Origin of the sequence: Neobacillus sp. PS3-40 (genome assembly GCF_030915485.1) — a bacterium.
Lineage (GTDB): Bacteria > Bacillota > Bacilli > Bacillales > Cytobacillaceae > JAUZPL01.
The window spans coordinates 531852-547928 of sequence record NZ_CP133266.1 but is presented as its reverse complement, the minus strand read 5'-3'; the positions used below and the strand labels follow the sequence as shown (position 1 = coordinate 547928).

The window sequence follows — 16077 nt, the reverse complement described above, 5'->3', positions numbered from 1 at the left end:
GGACTTTGCATTGCGTAACCGGAAAAACTCCGCTTATACACCCCGAAACGAGCTCCATTCTGCATTTAACCGAAAAAACTCCGCTTATTTTATTTTCGTTGGTTTCTTGGATTACTCGAGTAATGATTGCTGTTATTACTACTTTAAAAATGGCTCTGTTAAACAATAATGTCTGTTAACGCCACTCGGAATCACTTATTTTTCCCCTTATTTATATATTCACTTTAGAACAACAGTTCGTTTTATTCGAATATCAACATAAATATTTAATAGATACAAATTATAAAAATTAGCAAAATGTTTGATTAGGGTTTCATATTAGGAATATGTCATTTCTTATTTACTCAAACTTTGCACCTAAATAAGTAGATGGAATGGTTGCTCATGTAGGAATCAACACGGATTCATTTTAATCCTTGACAAAATGCTCTTAAAACACAAAAAGCATCTCATTCTTAGGAGAAAAGCCTTTTTCTTATTCATGAACGGTCAGTCAGGATAGTTCAACAAGAATACACAAGAGAGATTACAGGTAAATAATGGAATGTGATAATATTTAGAAAAAGGGGGATGTTGAGGACGATGAAAAGAATAAATTACCTCTTAATTATTTTATTGTTTTTTCTAGCATTAGCAGGTTGTACAGTTGAAGAGAGGCAAAAGCCACCTGAAACTCTTGTGAAAATTAATGGCAAAAAGGTTGAAGTAGTAATGGGTACATATGAATGGGAACAACAAAGCTTATTCACCAATAAAAGAATAGTTGCCGATTCAGGTCCGCCGTCTCAAATGGTTAAAGATTTGAAAGTAATAAAGGTAACGCCAGGTTCAGTTGCAAACATTAAATTTAGTGACGGTTCCCATCCAAATATAAATGCTTACTTGTGGGAAGGTGACAAACAGGGAGAACAACTTCAAGTAAAAGAGGACAGGATACACATACCGGATGAACCCAGAAAATATGTAGTTGAAATTTTAGCAACTTGGCCAAAGGGCAAGGGGAGTGCGTCCTACGCATTTGTTATAGACGTGCAATAATCAGTCGAAAAAGTGGAGGAAAAAGGGAAATAGGATATGGAATAGAATAATTATCAAAGGATGAATGCACATTTTATTGTAGTTTTTTGTAAACAAACGGTGCTTGGGTGCAAGAAGACAAGCTGTTGAGGCAACCTTTTTTTAATTCAACTAAACAGCCAGGATAGTTTTAGCAAGAACAAACCTAATTATAGTAATGTTAAGGTATTGAACTATTTAGGAGTGACACAAGTATGGATATCATCCTTTATATTTTTTATGGATTTGTGGTGTAGCAGCTCTGTTTTTTGCCCTTCAATATGTCATAAGTAATGGCATTGATAATTCTAAGGCAGTTAAGGCTTTAAAATCTGAACTTAAAGATATAAAAAAACTGCTTAAAGATTTAAGTGAGAATCAAGAGCGTTAATTCAAGATCCTGCTGCCATTGGTAGCTTTTTTTCTACTAACGGACAGATTTGTTTAAGAACAGAAAGTAATTTTTTAGGGCTATTCATGACACCTGAGCTTTAATAGCAGGGTAAGGCATTTTTAAGCAAGCTACCAAAATGTAGCTTGCTTGTTTATTACTCGTTAAGATGTTAGAGTCGAAGGTTTAATGAATTTAGCCAAAAACCAGCGTGATATTGGTCCAACAATTAACAACTGTGAAGGAAGAGCCACGATAAAGTTAAGACAAACTATTTTTATGTATGCTCCAAAGATTGACCCTGTAATTCCCGTCATTAACGCCATTAAAATAAGACCGTATACAGACATTATAAGAACTATTAGTGGGACCATACAAAAAGAAAGTGCCACAATAAAGTAACGGGTTCGGTTTTGAAGTACAAACAGACAAATTACACCACAATTAGCAACCAATTTCGCATAGGAATTGGTTGTTAAGGCTTTGTTGATATATCAACACTTATAACGGTTTTGCATTCAAAATAACATCGTAAATCGTACAGTAAATAGAACTTGTCTGTTGCTTAACAGATTCAAGTTATTTAAGTTGCTAAAATGATTGTTAATTACCTTGTTATTTAAATTACTAATTTTTCACCTGACCCGAAAAAGAGGTGTTAAACTTGAATTAAGAAAGTTGAAATAAAGACCACTACTGTTGGGTAAAAGAAGGAGAATAATTTATGACGGAAAAATCAAAAGTAGCTTTAGTCGAAGAAATATTAAGTAGACACCAAGAGTTGGAGGATATAAAGCTTAGTCTTTATGGTACAGAAATTAAATATAAAGGTTCTTATACAATTGTAGACCGTATAGAAGGTTTAGACGTTAGATTGTATGTTCAAGAAGAAGATGGCGGTCTGTCAAACTATATTAAGATTCCTCTTCAAGATCTACTTCAGTATTTAAGTTAATTTACCCAATAGTAAGTCCTTACACTGACATAAAATTACTAAAAGCAAAAGATCCGTTGCTTTTTTGCTTGTGAATTTATTGTTAAAAGGCACGCGATTTATATTGCAAAATAAACCGTTATTTTAAGTTTTGTACTTCAAAACTGAACCCATTAACAATAAAGTTGCTTTCTTTCGTTTTCTTAAATGGTATTGATAATGCAATCTTACGAACTATCGGTGCAACTAATGATTCTACTAAAAAAGTGACAATCAATATTACAACAAATTGAATCAGTGCACTCCCCACTGAAAACGATGCTAATCCATGTAAAATTGTGTTATAAACTGACATAATAAGAACCATTCCAACACACATAAATAGCCCAAATATAATGCCTTATTTTTTAGTACTAGGCAAATAAAAACTTCCTTTCTTCACGAGAATAAATGTAATTATATAGGCTCAAAAAAATTTACATAAGTGACGTTTTTGTGAACTTTATTTTATTAATTTACAAGTTAGACGTAAAAATATCATTTAACGAACTAGGGTGATTATCAAAAAGGATTACGGCACCTCATTCTTGAATTTCTTATTGAGCTAATTAGGCATGTTAGTGAAGGAAGGAATTCTGGTGTTTTTATATAAATAACAATAATCAATCAAATTTATCCTGTTTTTAAGGAGAATTATTATGGAAATTTCATTAATTAGACATGGGAAATCGAAACTCATCGAAAACGATAAAATAACGGGTATGGAATTTAAAAACTGGGTTGAAAAATATGACCATTATGGAGTGTTTGAAGAGTCTACATATCCCCAAAAGACACTTAGAAAAATGGCGACTACTAACCTAGTTATTACTAGTGATTTAAAAAGGTCTGTTGATTCAGCAAATTTATTAAATCCAAAAACAAAAGTAATCTCTGATGCTTTGTTTCGAGAAACTGAGTTACCTATTCATTCAACAGGATTATTTGGTATAAAATTTAATCCGACTATTTGGACTGTGATTTTAAGATTACTATGGTTTAGTGGTTATTCAAATAAATGCGAGTCTTTAAGTCTTGCGAAATATAGGGCGATAAAAGCATCAGAGCAATTAATTGATTACGCCAATGAGTATAATACGGTAGTTTTAGTTGGGCATGGTTTTTTTAATATGTTAATTGCTAAGGAATTGAAGAGAAAGGGCTGGAAAGGTGAAAGAAAAACAGGTGCGAAACATTGGAGTTGCACTACATATACCTTATTAAACTACCATGAAAATAAGTTTCTTTAAGATTAGAAAAATGACAATACCTAAAAAGACCCTGCTCAATCGTTAAAAAAAAAGAGAGCATTAAATTCATAAGCCTATTGATTAGGGTTAACTGGATTAAAGTCAATAACAGTATTGAGACTTCCTAACCATTTTCATTCTCAATGATGCAGTACTGATTTTGTTCTGTATGGATGGCAAACGTGGGCATTATTTTAACAGGAGCAAGGCATCTTTTTACTAAAATAAAGGCTGTTTTCGCATAGATTGTTGTATTTCGTATATAGGTTAATTCCCGTATTAAATATGGGTTCGTGCTCTTTTTCTAAATCCAAAGAGTATTCTTTTCATCATTATTGAGCGATAAACTGTAAAAATCCTAATACCGATTTTTACTAAGCTTGAAAATAGCAACAAAGTTTATGAAAAGAGCCTAAATAAAAGACAGGATAACAACAATAAAAGACATTCATTTGGAATGTCTTTTATCAACATTTTATATTCTCTTGATTGGCAATACCTTTCACAACATCCTTTAAGGTTACGCTCCCCAAAACCTCCTCCATGGCTAATTGAGCAGCTGTAAATAATGGTTCTATTGTATTCTGGATGTTCCTACCGACTGGACATTCTGGATTTGGATTGTCATGTACGCTAAACAACTCTTTATCCTGTACAACATTAACTGCTTTATAAACATCAATCAGTGTAATATCAGATAGTTCCTTTGCAAGTTTTGCTCCTGCAATGCCAGGATGCACCTCTACTAAACCTGCTTTTTTAAGCATACCCATAAGTTTTCTTATCACGGCTGGATTTGTGTTTACACTTGAAGCTAAAAATTCGGAAGAGCTTGTTCCATCTTTATTTAATTCAATTAAAGCTAATATGTGAATTCCGACAGCAAATCGGCTGCTGATGGACATACCAGTCACCATCCCTATAATTTATCGCTTTTATTTATCCATATTATTGTGTAATTAAAATGATTACAAGTGCATTATAACAAATTACGAACACAATATATAAATGGTTTTTATCTGTTGACAAAAAAATTACATGTAATTATAATGAATACATGTAATCAAGTTAGTTACAATTAAAAGTTAATTGGAGGAATATATAATGAAAGTATTAGTTACTGGAGCCACTGGGAAATTAGGTTCGAAGGTTGTAGAAATATTATTGAAAACTGTACCTGCAAGCCAATTGGCGGTTAGTGTTCGCAATCCAGAAAAAGCTGAAGGACTTCGTTCTCGGGGAGTAGAAGTTCGCCAAGGAGATTTTGATCATCCCGAAACATTAGATACTGCTTTTGCAGGGATTGATCGTTTATTAATTATTTCTGCTGACGGTGATAACGAGTTAAGAATTCGTCAACATACAAATGCTGTCACTGCTGCTGAACGTGCAGGAGTTAAATTTATTGTTTATACAAGCTTAGCAAATGCAACAGAAAGCACAAATTTAATGGCTCCACCTCATGTTGCGACAGAAGCAGCCATCATTAAAACTGGAATCCCTTATTCTTTCTTGCGTAACAATTGGTATTTGGAAAACGAAATTGGTAGCATTCAAGGAGTCTTGGCAGGTGCAACGTGGGTAACATCAGCTGGAACAGGTAAAGTAGGCTGGGCAATTCAACAAGATTATGCAGAAGCAGCTGCAGCAGTTCTAGTGGGAAGCGGTCACGAAAATACAGTGTATGAATTTTCTGGTCCTCTCTTAACTCAAGACGAATTAGTATCTGCACTTGGTGTTGTAGTTGGTAAAGAAATACCTGTTCAACAAGTCAATGATGAGAAATATGCTGAAATCATGAAAGGCTTAGGTTTACCTGATTTTGTGGTTCCGATTGTAGTAGGAATTCAAGAGAGTATTCGAAACGGTTCATTAGAAGTTGAAAGCAATGATTTTGAGAAAATTCTCGGTCGTTCAGTTACTCCAATCAGCGAAGCACTAACTCAAATTGTTAATGCTATCTCTCAAATAAAATAAAATTAACATGATTACCAACCGACCTTTCTGAATGTAGCAGAAGTCGGTTTTTTTAATATAGAATCGGGAAATAGAGGGATTTGAAGGCTTGGTTATTCAGTGTTTTTTAAAAAGACTCGTGATTAGAATTTCCTTGATTCCCGAGTCTAAGGCAAATGATTGAGCCCTTAAACAAATTGTCCTTTTTTTAAAACTCAAACAGTTATTTAGCTACATCACGTTCACTTGCATTGTAATTTACATCCGATTTAAAGACAGATTCTGATAAAATTAGTATAATTAATTTTATAAATAAGAACTGGAATGGTGAACAAGACTTGAAAACATTCAAAAAAGTTTATGTCGAAATTACAAGTGTGTGCAACCTTGCTTGTAGCTTTTGTCCTCCAACGATCCGAAAGGCCAACTTTATTACTTTAGATGAATTTAATTCTAGATTAGATCAAATTAAACCGCATACGAATTATATTTATCTTCATGTGAAAGGAGAGCCTCTTCTCCATCCTAAAATAGGTGAATTGCTAGATGCCAGCCATGCCAAGGGATTTAAGGTGAATATAACGACAAATGGTACACTTATTAAAAAAAATAGGGATAAACTATTGGGGAAACCGGCACTTCGCCAAATGAACTTCTCACTACATAGTTTTGATGGACATGAAGGATCTACCAATCGGGATGAATACTTATCCAATATTATTTCGTTTATCCGTGAAGCGGCTGAACATAATGTGATCATATCACTACGCTTATGGAATCTAGAACAAGATAATGAACTGAATGCAAAAAAAAGTAGAAACCAAGAAACTTTAGAAGCCCTTGAGAAGGAGTTTAACTTAGATTACAAAATTGAAGAAAAAGTGGAACCTGGCAGTGGGGTAAAAATTGCGGATCGAATCTATATTAATCAGGACCATGAATTCCAATGGCCTAGTTTACAGGCACCAGAAGATGATGGGAAAGGATTTTGCCATGCGCTTCGGAGTCAAGCAGCAATACTTGTCGATGGAACAGTGGTTCCTTGTTGTCTTGATGGAGAAGGTGTGATTAATTTAGGTAACATCAATACCACTCCATTCTCTGAAATTGTAGATGGAGAGAGAGCAAATAATCTCTATGATGGTTTTTCCAGAAGAGAGGCTGTTGAAGAAATGTGCAGGAAGTGCGGATATAGAAAGAAATTTGGGGTTTAAAACTTACTGTACTACTATATTACAGTAAACACTGCTACATCTGAGCATTATCTACGATCAATATACAACCCTCGTAGAGTGCGTCTCACTATTAATTCTGAAAAAGGGTTGAGGGGTTAATAGCCCTCAACCTTGTTATTTACTAATAGGAAAGTTTATAATTTCCTATTAGCATAATGGCAACTACGCCTCTATCTTCGGTTTTTAATGATTGCCAATCGGCGAATTTTCTTTTCGAATTTATTATTTTCTTCAATTTGAATTTCTAATAAAAAATGCATGATTCGTTTAGATCCAAAAGTGATTTGTAAGTTCAACCGGATTTAGGCAAGTCATACCCTCAGACATAATGCATATACCCTTTGCCCCTGTATTTGCTACTTCCATTACTTTGTTCTTTGTTATTCCACCAATTGCAAACACCGGAATCGTAACAGAATAGCATATTTCTTTCAGAAAGGGGAGACCTCTTGGGGGAATCCCTTTTTTACAATCTGTCGAAAATATATGCCCAGCTATTAAGTAGGAAGCCCCTAATTCTTGAGCTTCTTTAGCCTCAAGGGACGAATGGACAGAAGCGCCTATTTGAATGAATGGAAGTAATTCATGTTTATATTTTCTTAAAAGAGCCATTGATAAATGAATGTTTGGCAGTTTTAGTTTTGCCGCTACTAAAATGTTTTGATTAATAATTAGTGGAACTTGATTTACTTCACAGATTTCTTTAACTTTTATCGCCAATTCTTCATATTCAGCCTGACTTAAGTCTTTTTCTCTAAGCATGATGGCATGGGGCTTTCCCTTGGCTAATTGATAGATTCTATGCAAAAAATCATCTTTACAAAGCTTTCGGTTTGTTACACAAATAAGCATACCCCGATCTCCTAGACTCTAATGTAATCAGTAAAAACAGGCTGTAACCCTTTGCTACGAATCATCTGATGAACCTCTTTCACATTTCGTTCATCCGAAATTTCAAACTGTTCATCTCCTTTTTGTTCTTCGCTATGGCCACCAACACCAACACTAACGCCTGCTGACATTTTCGTAGCAACCATTCCGATAACATGATCTCGAAATCCTGCTCGTTCCCTTGTAGAAATAGTAATTCCCGCATAAGGCATAAATAAGCGATAAGCAAGCATTACTTGTAGAAGCTGCTTTTCATGCACATCTTTTGAATTATTTTCAGCATTGTTAATATAAGGCCTTAAACGCGGCGTAGAGAAAGAAATCTCTGCATGCGGATATTTTTGTTGGATTAAAAGTGCATGTAAGCCAGCTGCGAACGCATCCTTTCGAAAATCATCCAATCCTAGCAGTGCACCAAATGCAACACCGCGCAGTCCACCTAATAATGCCCGCTCTTGGGCATGAAAACGATAGGGGAAACTTCGTTTTGATCCTCTTAAATGAACCAATTCATATGTATCCGTATTATAGGTCTCTTGGTAAACGGATACGAAATCTGCACCGCAGCTATGCAAAAATGCATATTCTTCTGTGTTTAACGGATAGATTTCAATCCCGATGGTTGAAAAATATTTGGTTGCTAATTTAATAGTTTCTCCAATATACTCAACACCCGATTTTAATCGAGATTCCCCAGTGAGAAATAAAATCTCTTTTAATCCAGTTGCAGCAATGGCTTTAAGTTCATCCTCCGCTTCTTGCATAGAAAGAGTTGCCCGATTTATTTTATTTGTAATGCTGAATCCGCAATAAACACATTGGTTTTCACAATAATTTGCAATGTATAAAGGGGTAAAAAGAGAAACAGAATTTCCAAAATGCTTTCTTGTTTCTGCTGTTGCTTTTCTTGCCATATCTTCCAAATAAGGCATGGCCGCAGGGGATAATATGGCGGCATAATCCTCAATGGAAAGCTGAGCTTTATTTAAAGCAGTCTCTACATCTCTACTAGAATATTGATCATAATCATATTCTTTCATGGCGGTTAAAACTTTTTCCATAAAATCAGACTCAATGGCTTCCATTCCATCCATATATTGCATATGATCTGTTTTTTTAATTTTCATCCTCAATCCTCCAAGAATCCGGTCAAAGGACTAGATGCCTCTGCCTTAAAGTTTAACACTCTTCCTAATCCGGCTAGATAGGCTGCACGCCCCGCTTCAATCGCTTGTTTAAATGCTTTTGCCATTAAAGCTACATCATTTGCTGTAGCAATTGCTGTATTGCACATAATTGCATCCACACCCATTTCCATTGCTTCGCATGCTTGTGAAGGACGTCCAATTCCAGCATCGACAATAATAGGTAAGTTGATTTCATCTACCAAGATTTGGATGAAGTCTTTTGTACTAAGTCCTTTGTTGCTGCCAATTGGTGCACCTAAAGGCATCACAGCTGCTGCACCGGCATTGACTAAGGATCTTGCCGCATATAAATCCGGATACATATAGGGCATAACAATAAATCCTTCTTTGGCTAGAATTTCTGTTGCTTTGATTGTTTCATAGTTATCAGGTAGCAAATATTTAGAATCATGAATAACTTCGAGCTTTACAAAATCACCGCAGCCAAGTTCCCTTGATAGGCGGGCAATTCTCACTGCTTCCTCTGCATTTCTTGCCCCTGAAGTGTTTGGCAATAATGTAATTTCTTTAGGAATATAATCTAGGATATTTTCTTCACCCCCTGTGTTTGCTCTCCTTAGTGCGAGTGTTACAATTTCTGCTTCACCATGTTCAATAACTGCCTTCATTATTTCTAGTGAAAATTTTCCGGAGCCTAAAATAAATCTTGATTGAAACGTATGTCCGCCAATTGTTAACATATCACTCATTTTTCAAAACCCTCTCTTATATAGCTTCTTCACTTAATAATAATCGTAGAATCATATTCGCTTGATGGCCGGCACAAATTTGCACTCTTGGAGCCATCAACCCTTTTCCGACTCTTGCTGCATTTTCCAAATCACCGCATACATATAAACGCTTCATTGGTCTGCTTGTTTTTATTAAATTGGAGCTGTCATAGCCTGCCATCCCTGACCCAGAAACGATTTTAATAGTAGGAAGCTGCTCCAATGCTGTATTGACTATCATGGATTTTTGATCTGGCTTATCAAATGCTTCACAAATAATGTCATAGCCATTAAAAAGATCTTTCACATTCTTTTCTGTTATCTTTACATTTTCCGATTTTATTTTAATAAATGGGTTAATTTGTTCGATCTGGTTCTTAAGAGCGACTGTTTTAGGCAATCCTAAATGACTTACGTAATAGCTTTGCCGATTAAGATTACTTGGCTCAACAACATCAAAATCAACCAAAAGGAGCTGTCCGACACCAATTCTTGCTAACATAATCGCAATATTAGATCCGAGACCTCCTAAGCCGGCGATGGCAACCTTGCCTTCTTTTAACTTCTTATGAACATTTGGAGTATGCCTTGCCATCATCATGCTTTCCAACTCTGTCTCACTTGGCATGATCCCTTTGCGTATGATGGTTAAACTATCATTCTCTGATATTTGACAATCTGTATCGATCTGAAAACCATTTAGAATGACAATATCTGTTGGACTTCCAATTTCGTTACGTACTTCAAATGCAGTCTGACAAGCTAGTTCTATACCTTTTCCATTTACCGTAATTTTCATAGATCAACCACCTCCAACGAATTGAACAATTTCCAGACTGTCTTCATTTTCGAGCAGAACTTCCTTATATGCTGCTTTTGGAATAATTTCGCCATTACGTTCTACAGCTATTGTTTTCAAATTGAATTCTTTCATGATTAAAAAATCAAATAAAGATTGCTCTTTCTCCAATACAAAAGAGGTTCCATTTACTTTCATTTTTCCACATCCTTTCAAAATTTCCACAAAAAAAAGCACAAAATAGGACCTACACCCTTTCGGTGGTGTACCCCATTTTGTGCTTCGTTTTATATAGTCAAATTATATAAAAGGTAAGTATTGTAGTCAAGAGAAGGATTGACTATTAGTGAAATATAACCTGTGATATTCTATTAAAGGTTAACTAAAGGTAGAGGGATTATCCTTATAAATGTAAGACAGCTGCTTACATAAAAATTAATGGAGGTATCACATTGATGAACATATTTGGAAATATCCTAAACATAAGGAAAAAGAAAACAGGTGTTGCTGCTAACAGTGCAATTTAGCCAATAGCTGTGACATGGGAAAAGCAGAAACAATTTGTTGCGGATGCTTCCCATGAATTGAAAACCCCTCTGTCCATTATAAATGCTAATTATGATGCCTTATTGGCAAATCAGGATGAGACGATTAAAAGCCAATCGAAGTGGCTTGGAAATTTTCAGAATTGGGACAGATAGAATGGCAAATATTCTAAAAAATGCAGCCATACACATAATTTTTAAAGGAGCAGGAACTTGTTGAAATTCCTGCTTTATAAATCTCTTTAATCAACTAATCCATGGTTTTGTAATGATTTAAGAAGCATGGCTTTAGGCTGAAAACCAATTATCCTTTTTACGAGCTGGCCTTCCTGAAAAAGCAATAAGGTAGGTAATCCTAATACCTGAAATTTGCTTAAAAATTCCTCATTATTATCGCCATTTACTTTTACAATTTTCAATTCAAATTCTTGATCAATTTCCTCAAGGATGGGCTCAATCATCCTGCATGGAGGACACCATGGGGCCCAGCAATCAATAAGCACTGATTTATTTGTTTGGATTTCCTGTGGAATTTCTTGCCCATCTGCGTGTAAAATGCTCATTAAACTTTCGCACCTTTCTTATTATTATCGTTATTTGTAGTATATGATGGGTTATAATATAAGTAAAATTAATAATTTTGATGTTTTATATAAGAATAACTAATATAAGCAAAAGAGGTATTTAATGACGATATTTCAATTAGAAGTTTTTTTAAAAATAGTTGAAACGGGAAGTTTTACAAAAGCTGGCGAACAAATCGGTCTCTCCCAGTCAGCAGTCAGCCAAGCAGTGGCATCTTTGGAATCAGAGTTAGGTGTAAAATTATTAAACCGAAACAGGAATGGTGTAACCTTAACCAAAATAGGGGAACGGATCACAAATCTAGCTCGGGATTTGATGGTGATTAAAACCAAAATAATAAATGAAGCAGCCGGAATCACAGGACTTGAAACAGGGACGTTAAGAATTGGAAGTATTTCAAGCATGTCAGCCAAGTTATTGCCAGGGATGATCGGATCATTTAAAAAAAGATTTCCAGGTATAGAAATCATCCTCTATGAAGGTAGTTATGAAGAGGTAAGAAATTGGCTTAAATTATCAGTTGTCGATGTTGGTGTGGTTACCGAGGAAAATCATGAATTTGAATTTATTCCATTATTACAAGATAAAATGGTCGTTTTTTTACCGGAAAACCACCCACTAAGTAATCAATCACACTTGCATTTAAAGGAAATTGCCAATGAGTCGTTCATTATGCCGAAAGAATGTGATCGTGTCCTTCAGGCTATTTTTAAGGAACAAGGAATATATCCAAACATTCAATTTGAAGTGAGAGATATAGCCACTATCATAGCTATGGTTCAAGAAGGTGTTGGAAATACGATACTTCCAGAGATGGCAATTCCCTCAACATTGGCTAAAGTCACTGTTTCTTACTTAAGTCCTCAAAAATACCGGAATTTAGGACTTGCCGTAAGCTCATCTGATTATACAAGTCCTGCCCTAAATGCCTTCATTCATGAGGCACAGGAATTTACAAAAAATTTATCACTAGAATTGTTTAATAGTTATTATTCTGTGATTGTGAAAAAAAGGTAAATAATCCGGATAATTCTTCCAATGAAAATCAAATTCTAGAAAGAATTTTAGACTATGGATAGTCGCTGTAATATTTTCCGTATTTATACAGCTAAATGCAATAATGAGTGGTGATGGATATGAAGAAATTAATAGGTACACTCTTACTTGTAAGTTTTGTTATAGTGCCAACAGTAAGTGGAACTTTAAGTAATCAAGGAAATTTGAAGATCTCCAACAATGTAGACTTTGGCCAAGATGATTAAAAAGAAAGGGAACTCTCGTGTATTTTGCTTTCTTTAAAAAACATATCGGGTTTTATCCACCTTCTAGTGGAATCGCTGCATTTAAGGATTAATTATCGGAATATAAAGGTGCAAAAGGCTCTGTGCAGTTTCCTTTGGACATCACCACATAAAAAAACAAACTTTCTATGAATTACCCCTTTAAGTCCATGAGCACCAAAACGATAATTTATCTACTCAATATATAATGAAATTGGACATACGCTCTCGAAGGATTACAAAAAAAGAGATAGATTTATATATCAAAAATAAATAAGCCATTTGTGAAATTTTATAAAAATCTCATAAATGGCGAGCTTTTAGAAAATGCCTACTTCCCTCGCTGCTTCAATGCTGTTCCTAGCAAATTTTAACGGATCGCCAACATTTTCCCAATGCATATACATTAAACGTGGTTCTTCAAAAAGCCAGTGGTTGTGTACAGCTGTAACTGTAATACCTCTTTTTCGTAATGCTGATAGGAATGGATTAATTTCTTTCTGAAGGATAACTGTTTCACCAAGATTAAGAGTTTTTCCATTTTGATTGTTTTCAAAGGAAAGTGCAAATGGAAGGGCAAGTGGTGAACGGGTGTGACGACCTAAAATTGTTGCATTAATATTCCGAAGGCGTTGAACAACACATACAGGAGTTGATGTGATGACCATACCACCGATAATATCTGCGAGTTCTTGGCATGTTGAATTCGATGTGTTTACACCGCCAACATTCCTATGAACAGTATTTGTATCTCTTCTACTAGTACGACGTGCATTTAATTCTGAACTAGATTCAAAATGGTCAGTAATAATTCTTCTACTAGTACGACGTTCATTTAATTCTGAGCTAGATTCAAAATGGTCAGTAATATTTCTTCTACTTGTGCGACGTTCTTTATTATCCGAGCTTAATTCGAGTTCTTGATTGAACTCATTATTAACCTGTAAATTATTTCTATTTGAGCCTAATAAGAAACTTCCCCAAAATTCCTCTCTTTCCATTTTAAAACATCTCCCTGTCCGTTTTCTCCCTAATCAATTTATTCTAAGAAGTTAAATTCGACTGGATTTATTACCGAGGACAAACACCTTTTTTCAGGATTAAGGAATAGGATCTCAATAAATAGGGGGGAAGAATAATTTTTTTGCATAAAAAGGAAGGCACAAAAGAGGGGGGATTGCTTTTTTCTTACTAACGTCGCAGTAATGAAGGTAATGGTTTGAGATTGAAGGAGGTGTAGGTATTCCTTCTTCTAAATGTACAACATTCATAGAATTCGGGGGTAACAAATTAAGAGGGGATTTATTGAAGTAGGTACACTGTCTTATCAAGGCTGAAAATGCGAAGGGTAGTATCTATAAACAAGTAGAGATAGAATTAGTGAATCTTGATATCTTAAATAAATCATCAACTGAAGAAGGGGAGAAGGATGACAAAAAACTTGGCCCATTCTTATATCACCCCTACAAATCCAAGTTACTAATAATGAGTTGTTTTCACTGCTTAAAAGTAAAAAAAAATCGATCTTTGCGAAATTTCAGTATGTGTTTTTCTGTATAATAAAGTGAAATAAGAAATTTTACTTTTGAAAGAAGGGAATCCAATACCAACTAATAAGAAATCCCTTTAAACTTTTAATATCCTTCTTAATGATGAAGTTGCTCCCCATATTCCAATTAAAGCGCCAAAAACAAGAAGAATTGAACCGGAAATTAGAATTAGAGGGAATGGAGAAATCAATTCAATAAATGCAAAATCTACATATTTCTTAAAATAAGTAAAAATGAAGTAATACCCAATCATGATGGGGAAGCTTGCGATACATGCCCCTAAAAGTCCGATAAATGACCCTTCAATAAAAAAAGGTAATCGTATAAAATTGTTTGTAGCTCCTATTAATTTTCTTAGTTGGATTTCTTCTGTCCTAGCTAAAACGGTTATTTTTATGGTATTCGTGACTGAATGAACAGCAATGAGGGTGAGCGCAATAATAAAAATAGTTCCGACCAAACGAGCCAGTTTCGTTGACGTAACCAGGGGTCCAACTACGTTTTTAGCGTATGCCACTTTATCAACTGGTGCAAGCTTTTCTATCTTTTTCGCTACAGTCGTTACATCCTGAGGCTGTTCTGTTTTTACAACCAATTCATCATCTAATGGATTGTCATTTTTTAATGTTTGAAAGGCTGCTCCTTCATCCCCTAAGTTTTTCATAAAACTTTTTAGTCCTTCATTTTTTGAAATAAATTCGACAGAAGATACATGTTTAAAGGAATGAATAGTATTCGTTAGAAATGTTGGATCATTTGAATTAGTATATTTAAGATATACATGTATTTCGATATTTTTTTCCACTTTCGTTGTCATATGGTTTAAATTTAATAGCAGTAAGAAAGTTACCCCAACTAGGAAAAGCATCAAAGCCAAGGAACTAACCGAAGTAACAGTCATCCAGCCATTCCTTTTAAAATTATGCATTCCTTCTTTTATATGCCGATTCAACAGAGTGATCTTTTTCAACTTGTTCGCACCTTCCTTTTATAATCACGGAGTATGCTTCCATTATCGATTAAAATAACCCGTTTACTTGTACGTTCAATAAACTCTTTATTATGAGTTGTCATAATAATTGTCGTACCCTGTTTGTTGATATCTTCAAAAACGCTCATAATCTCCCATGCTGTTTTAATATCTAAATTACCAGTAGGTTCATCAGCAATAATAATTTTAGGATGGTTTACAAGTGCTCTTGCAATGGCTACTCTTTGTTGTTCTCCTCCCGATAATTCTTTTGGGAAATGATCTGCTTTAGATTCGAGCCCAACCGTTTCTAGTGCTTGATACACATTGCTTCGAATGTGATCAGTTGGTGCACCAATCGTTTCTTGAGCAAAGGCAATATTTTCATAGACAGTCATTTTGGATAACAATCGAAATTCTTGAAAAACCATCCCAATGGATCTTCTTAAAAAGGGAATTTTCTTATCCTTTAAAGCTGAAATATTTATTCCGTTCACAATTATTTCTCCGCTTGTTGCCTTTTCTTCTCTTATTATAAGCTTATTTAGGGTAGATTTTCCTGCACCACTCTCACCAATAATTAAAACAAAATCTCCTTTGGAGATATGGAAGGTAATCTTATTTAGAGCATGAACGCCATTTGGATAAACTTTTGTTACTTCTTGAAATCGTATCAAT

At 34.8% G+C, this 16077-nt stretch carries 18 protein-coding genes and 1 pseudogene; 8 read left to right on the top strand and 11 right to left on the bottom strand.

Translation table 11 applies throughout. The features are described from left to right. Positions 1 to 582: 582 nt before the first annotated feature. Both RCG20_RS02745 and RCG20_RS02740 read left to right on the top strand, forming a co-directional pair. Complete coding sequence (locus RCG20_RS02745) at positions 583 to 1038, top strand: hypothetical protein (RefSeq protein WP_308182702.1); 456 nt, start codon at positions 583 to 585, stop codon at positions 1036 to 1038. A gap of 1133 nt (positions 1039 to 2171) precedes the next feature. After that, complete coding sequence (locus RCG20_RS02740) at positions 2172 to 2402, top strand: hypothetical protein (RefSeq protein ID WP_308182701.1); 231 nt, start codon at positions 2172 to 2174, stop codon at positions 2400 to 2402. Between the two features lie 118 nt (positions 2403 to 2520). Here RCG20_RS02740 and RCG20_RS02735 read toward each other — a convergent pair whose 3' ends face one another. After that, positions 2521 to 2736: a hypothetical protein gene (locus RCG20_RS02735; protein WP_308182700.1), complete on the bottom strand. Its 216-nt coding sequence runs from the start codon at positions 2734 to 2736 to the stop codon at positions 2521 to 2523. A 343-nt stretch (positions 2737 to 3079) separates the two neighbouring features. Here RCG20_RS02735 and RCG20_RS02730 point away from each other — a divergent pair, with 343 nt between their 5' ends. Next, complete coding sequence (locus RCG20_RS02730) at positions 3080 to 3670, top strand: histidine phosphatase family protein (protein WP_308182699.1); 591 nt, start codon at positions 3080 to 3082, stop codon at positions 3668 to 3670. A gap of 467 nt (positions 3671 to 4137) precedes the next feature. Here RCG20_RS02730 and RCG20_RS02725 read toward each other — a convergent pair whose 3' ends face one another. Next, positions 4138 to 4575: an Rrf2 family transcriptional regulator gene (locus RCG20_RS02725; protein WP_308182698.1), complete on the bottom strand. Its 438-nt coding sequence runs from the start codon at positions 4573 to 4575 to the stop codon at positions 4138 to 4140. Positions 4576 to 4774: 199 nt separating this feature from the next. On the opposite strand from RCG20_RS02725, the gene RCG20_RS02720 reads away from it, so the two are divergent. After that, positions 4775 to 5647: an SDR family oxidoreductase gene (locus tag RCG20_RS02720; RefSeq protein ID WP_308182697.1), complete on the top strand. Its 873-nt coding sequence runs from the start codon at positions 4775 to 4777 to the stop codon at positions 5645 to 5647. Positions 5648 to 5964: 317 nt separating this feature from the next. After that, positions 5965 to 6840: a radical SAM/SPASM domain-containing protein gene (locus RCG20_RS02715; protein WP_308182696.1), complete on the top strand. Its 876-nt coding sequence runs from the start codon at positions 5965 to 5967 to the stop codon at positions 6838 to 6840. A gap of 288 nt (positions 6841 to 7128) precedes the next feature. Here RCG20_RS02715 and RCG20_RS02710 read toward each other — a convergent pair whose 3' ends face one another. The 5 genes from RCG20_RS02710 to thiS are packed head-to-tail and all read right to left on the bottom strand — an operon-like array spanning position 7129 to position 10667. Beyond that, positions 7129 to 7713 carry a thiamine phosphate synthase gene (locus RCG20_RS02710; protein WP_308182695.1) on the bottom strand — a complete coding sequence of 195 codons (585 nt, stop codon included), beginning with the start codon at positions 7711 to 7713 and terminating at the stop codon, positions 7129 to 7131. A gap of 11 nt (positions 7714 to 7724) precedes the next feature. Beyond that, a complete protein-coding gene (gene thiH, locus RCG20_RS02705) occupies positions 7725 to 8879 on the bottom strand; it encodes a 2-iminoacetate synthase ThiH (protein WP_308182694.1) in 1155 nt (384 codons plus the stop codon). A 2-nt stretch (positions 8880 to 8881) separates the two neighbouring features. Then, positions 8882 to 9649, bottom strand: coding sequence for a thiazole synthase (locus RCG20_RS02700; RefSeq protein ID WP_308182693.1), 768 nt, complete (start codon positions 9647 to 9649; stop codon positions 8882 to 8884). 16 nt (positions 9650 to 9665) lie between these two features. Further along, positions 9666 to 10469: a sulfur carrier protein ThiS adenylyltransferase ThiF gene (gene thiF / locus RCG20_RS02695; RefSeq protein WP_308182692.1), complete on the bottom strand. Its 804-nt coding sequence runs from the start codon at positions 10467 to 10469 to the stop codon at positions 9666 to 9668. Between the two features lie 3 nt (positions 10470 to 10472). Beyond that, the gene (thiS, locus tag RCG20_RS02690; protein ID WP_308182691.1) at positions 10473 to 10667 is read right to left on the bottom strand and encodes a sulfur carrier protein ThiS; all 195 of its coding nucleotides are present in this window, start codon (positions 10665 to 10667) and stop codon (positions 10473 to 10475) included. Between the two features lie 338 nt (positions 10668 to 11005). Here thiS and RCG20_RS02685 point away from each other — a divergent pair, with 338 nt between their 5' ends. Continuing rightward, positions 11006 to 11170 (top strand): histidine kinase dimerization/phospho-acceptor domain-containing protein, encoded by a 165-nt coding sequence (locus RCG20_RS02685; RefSeq protein WP_374120507.1) that lies wholly within the window; start codon positions 11006 to 11008, stop codon positions 11168 to 11170. Between the two features lie 86 nt (positions 11171 to 11256). Here the strand turns inward: RCG20_RS02685 and trxA are convergent, their stop codons facing one another. Beyond that, a complete protein-coding gene (gene trxA / locus RCG20_RS02680; RefSeq protein WP_308182690.1) occupies positions 11257 to 11577 on the bottom strand; it encodes a thioredoxin in 321 nt (106 codons plus the stop codon). Positions 11578 to 11701: 124 nt separating this feature from the next. Between trxA and RCG20_RS02675 the strand changes: the two genes are divergently transcribed. Together RCG20_RS02675 and RCG20_RS02670 are read left to right on the top strand one after the other, a co-directional pair. Next, positions 11702 to 12616, top strand: coding sequence for a LysR family transcriptional regulator (locus RCG20_RS02675; protein WP_308182689.1), 915 nt, complete (start codon positions 11702 to 11704; stop codon positions 12614 to 12616). A 253-nt stretch (positions 12617 to 12869) separates the two neighbouring features. Continuing rightward, positions 12870 to 12950, top strand: a pseudogene (locus RCG20_RS02670) (DUF1801 domain-containing protein); the annotation flags it as partial. A gap of 249 nt (positions 12951 to 13199) precedes the next feature. On the opposite strand, the gene RCG20_RS21725 reads toward RCG20_RS02670, so the two are convergent. The 3 genes from RCG20_RS21725 to ftsE form a co-directional block, all read right to left on the bottom strand. Continuing rightward, positions 13200 to 13880, bottom strand: a complete 681-nt coding sequence (locus tag RCG20_RS21725; protein WP_374120506.1) for a DUF1259 domain-containing protein — start codon at positions 13878 to 13880, stop codon at positions 13200 to 13202. Positions 13881 to 14505: 625 nt separating this feature from the next. Beyond that, on the bottom strand, positions 14506 to 15399 hold the full coding sequence (gene ftsX, locus RCG20_RS02660; protein WP_308182688.1) for a permease-like cell division protein FtsX: 894 nt from the start codon (positions 15397 to 15399) through the stop codon (positions 14506 to 14508). After that, on the bottom strand, positions 15396 to 16076 hold the full coding sequence (ftsE, locus tag RCG20_RS02655; RefSeq protein WP_308182687.1) for a cell division ATP-binding protein FtsE: 681 nt from the start codon (positions 16074 to 16076) through the stop codon (positions 15396 to 15398). The genes ftsX and ftsE overlap by 4 nt, the downstream gene beginning before the upstream one ends. Position 16077: the final 1 nt, after the last annotated feature.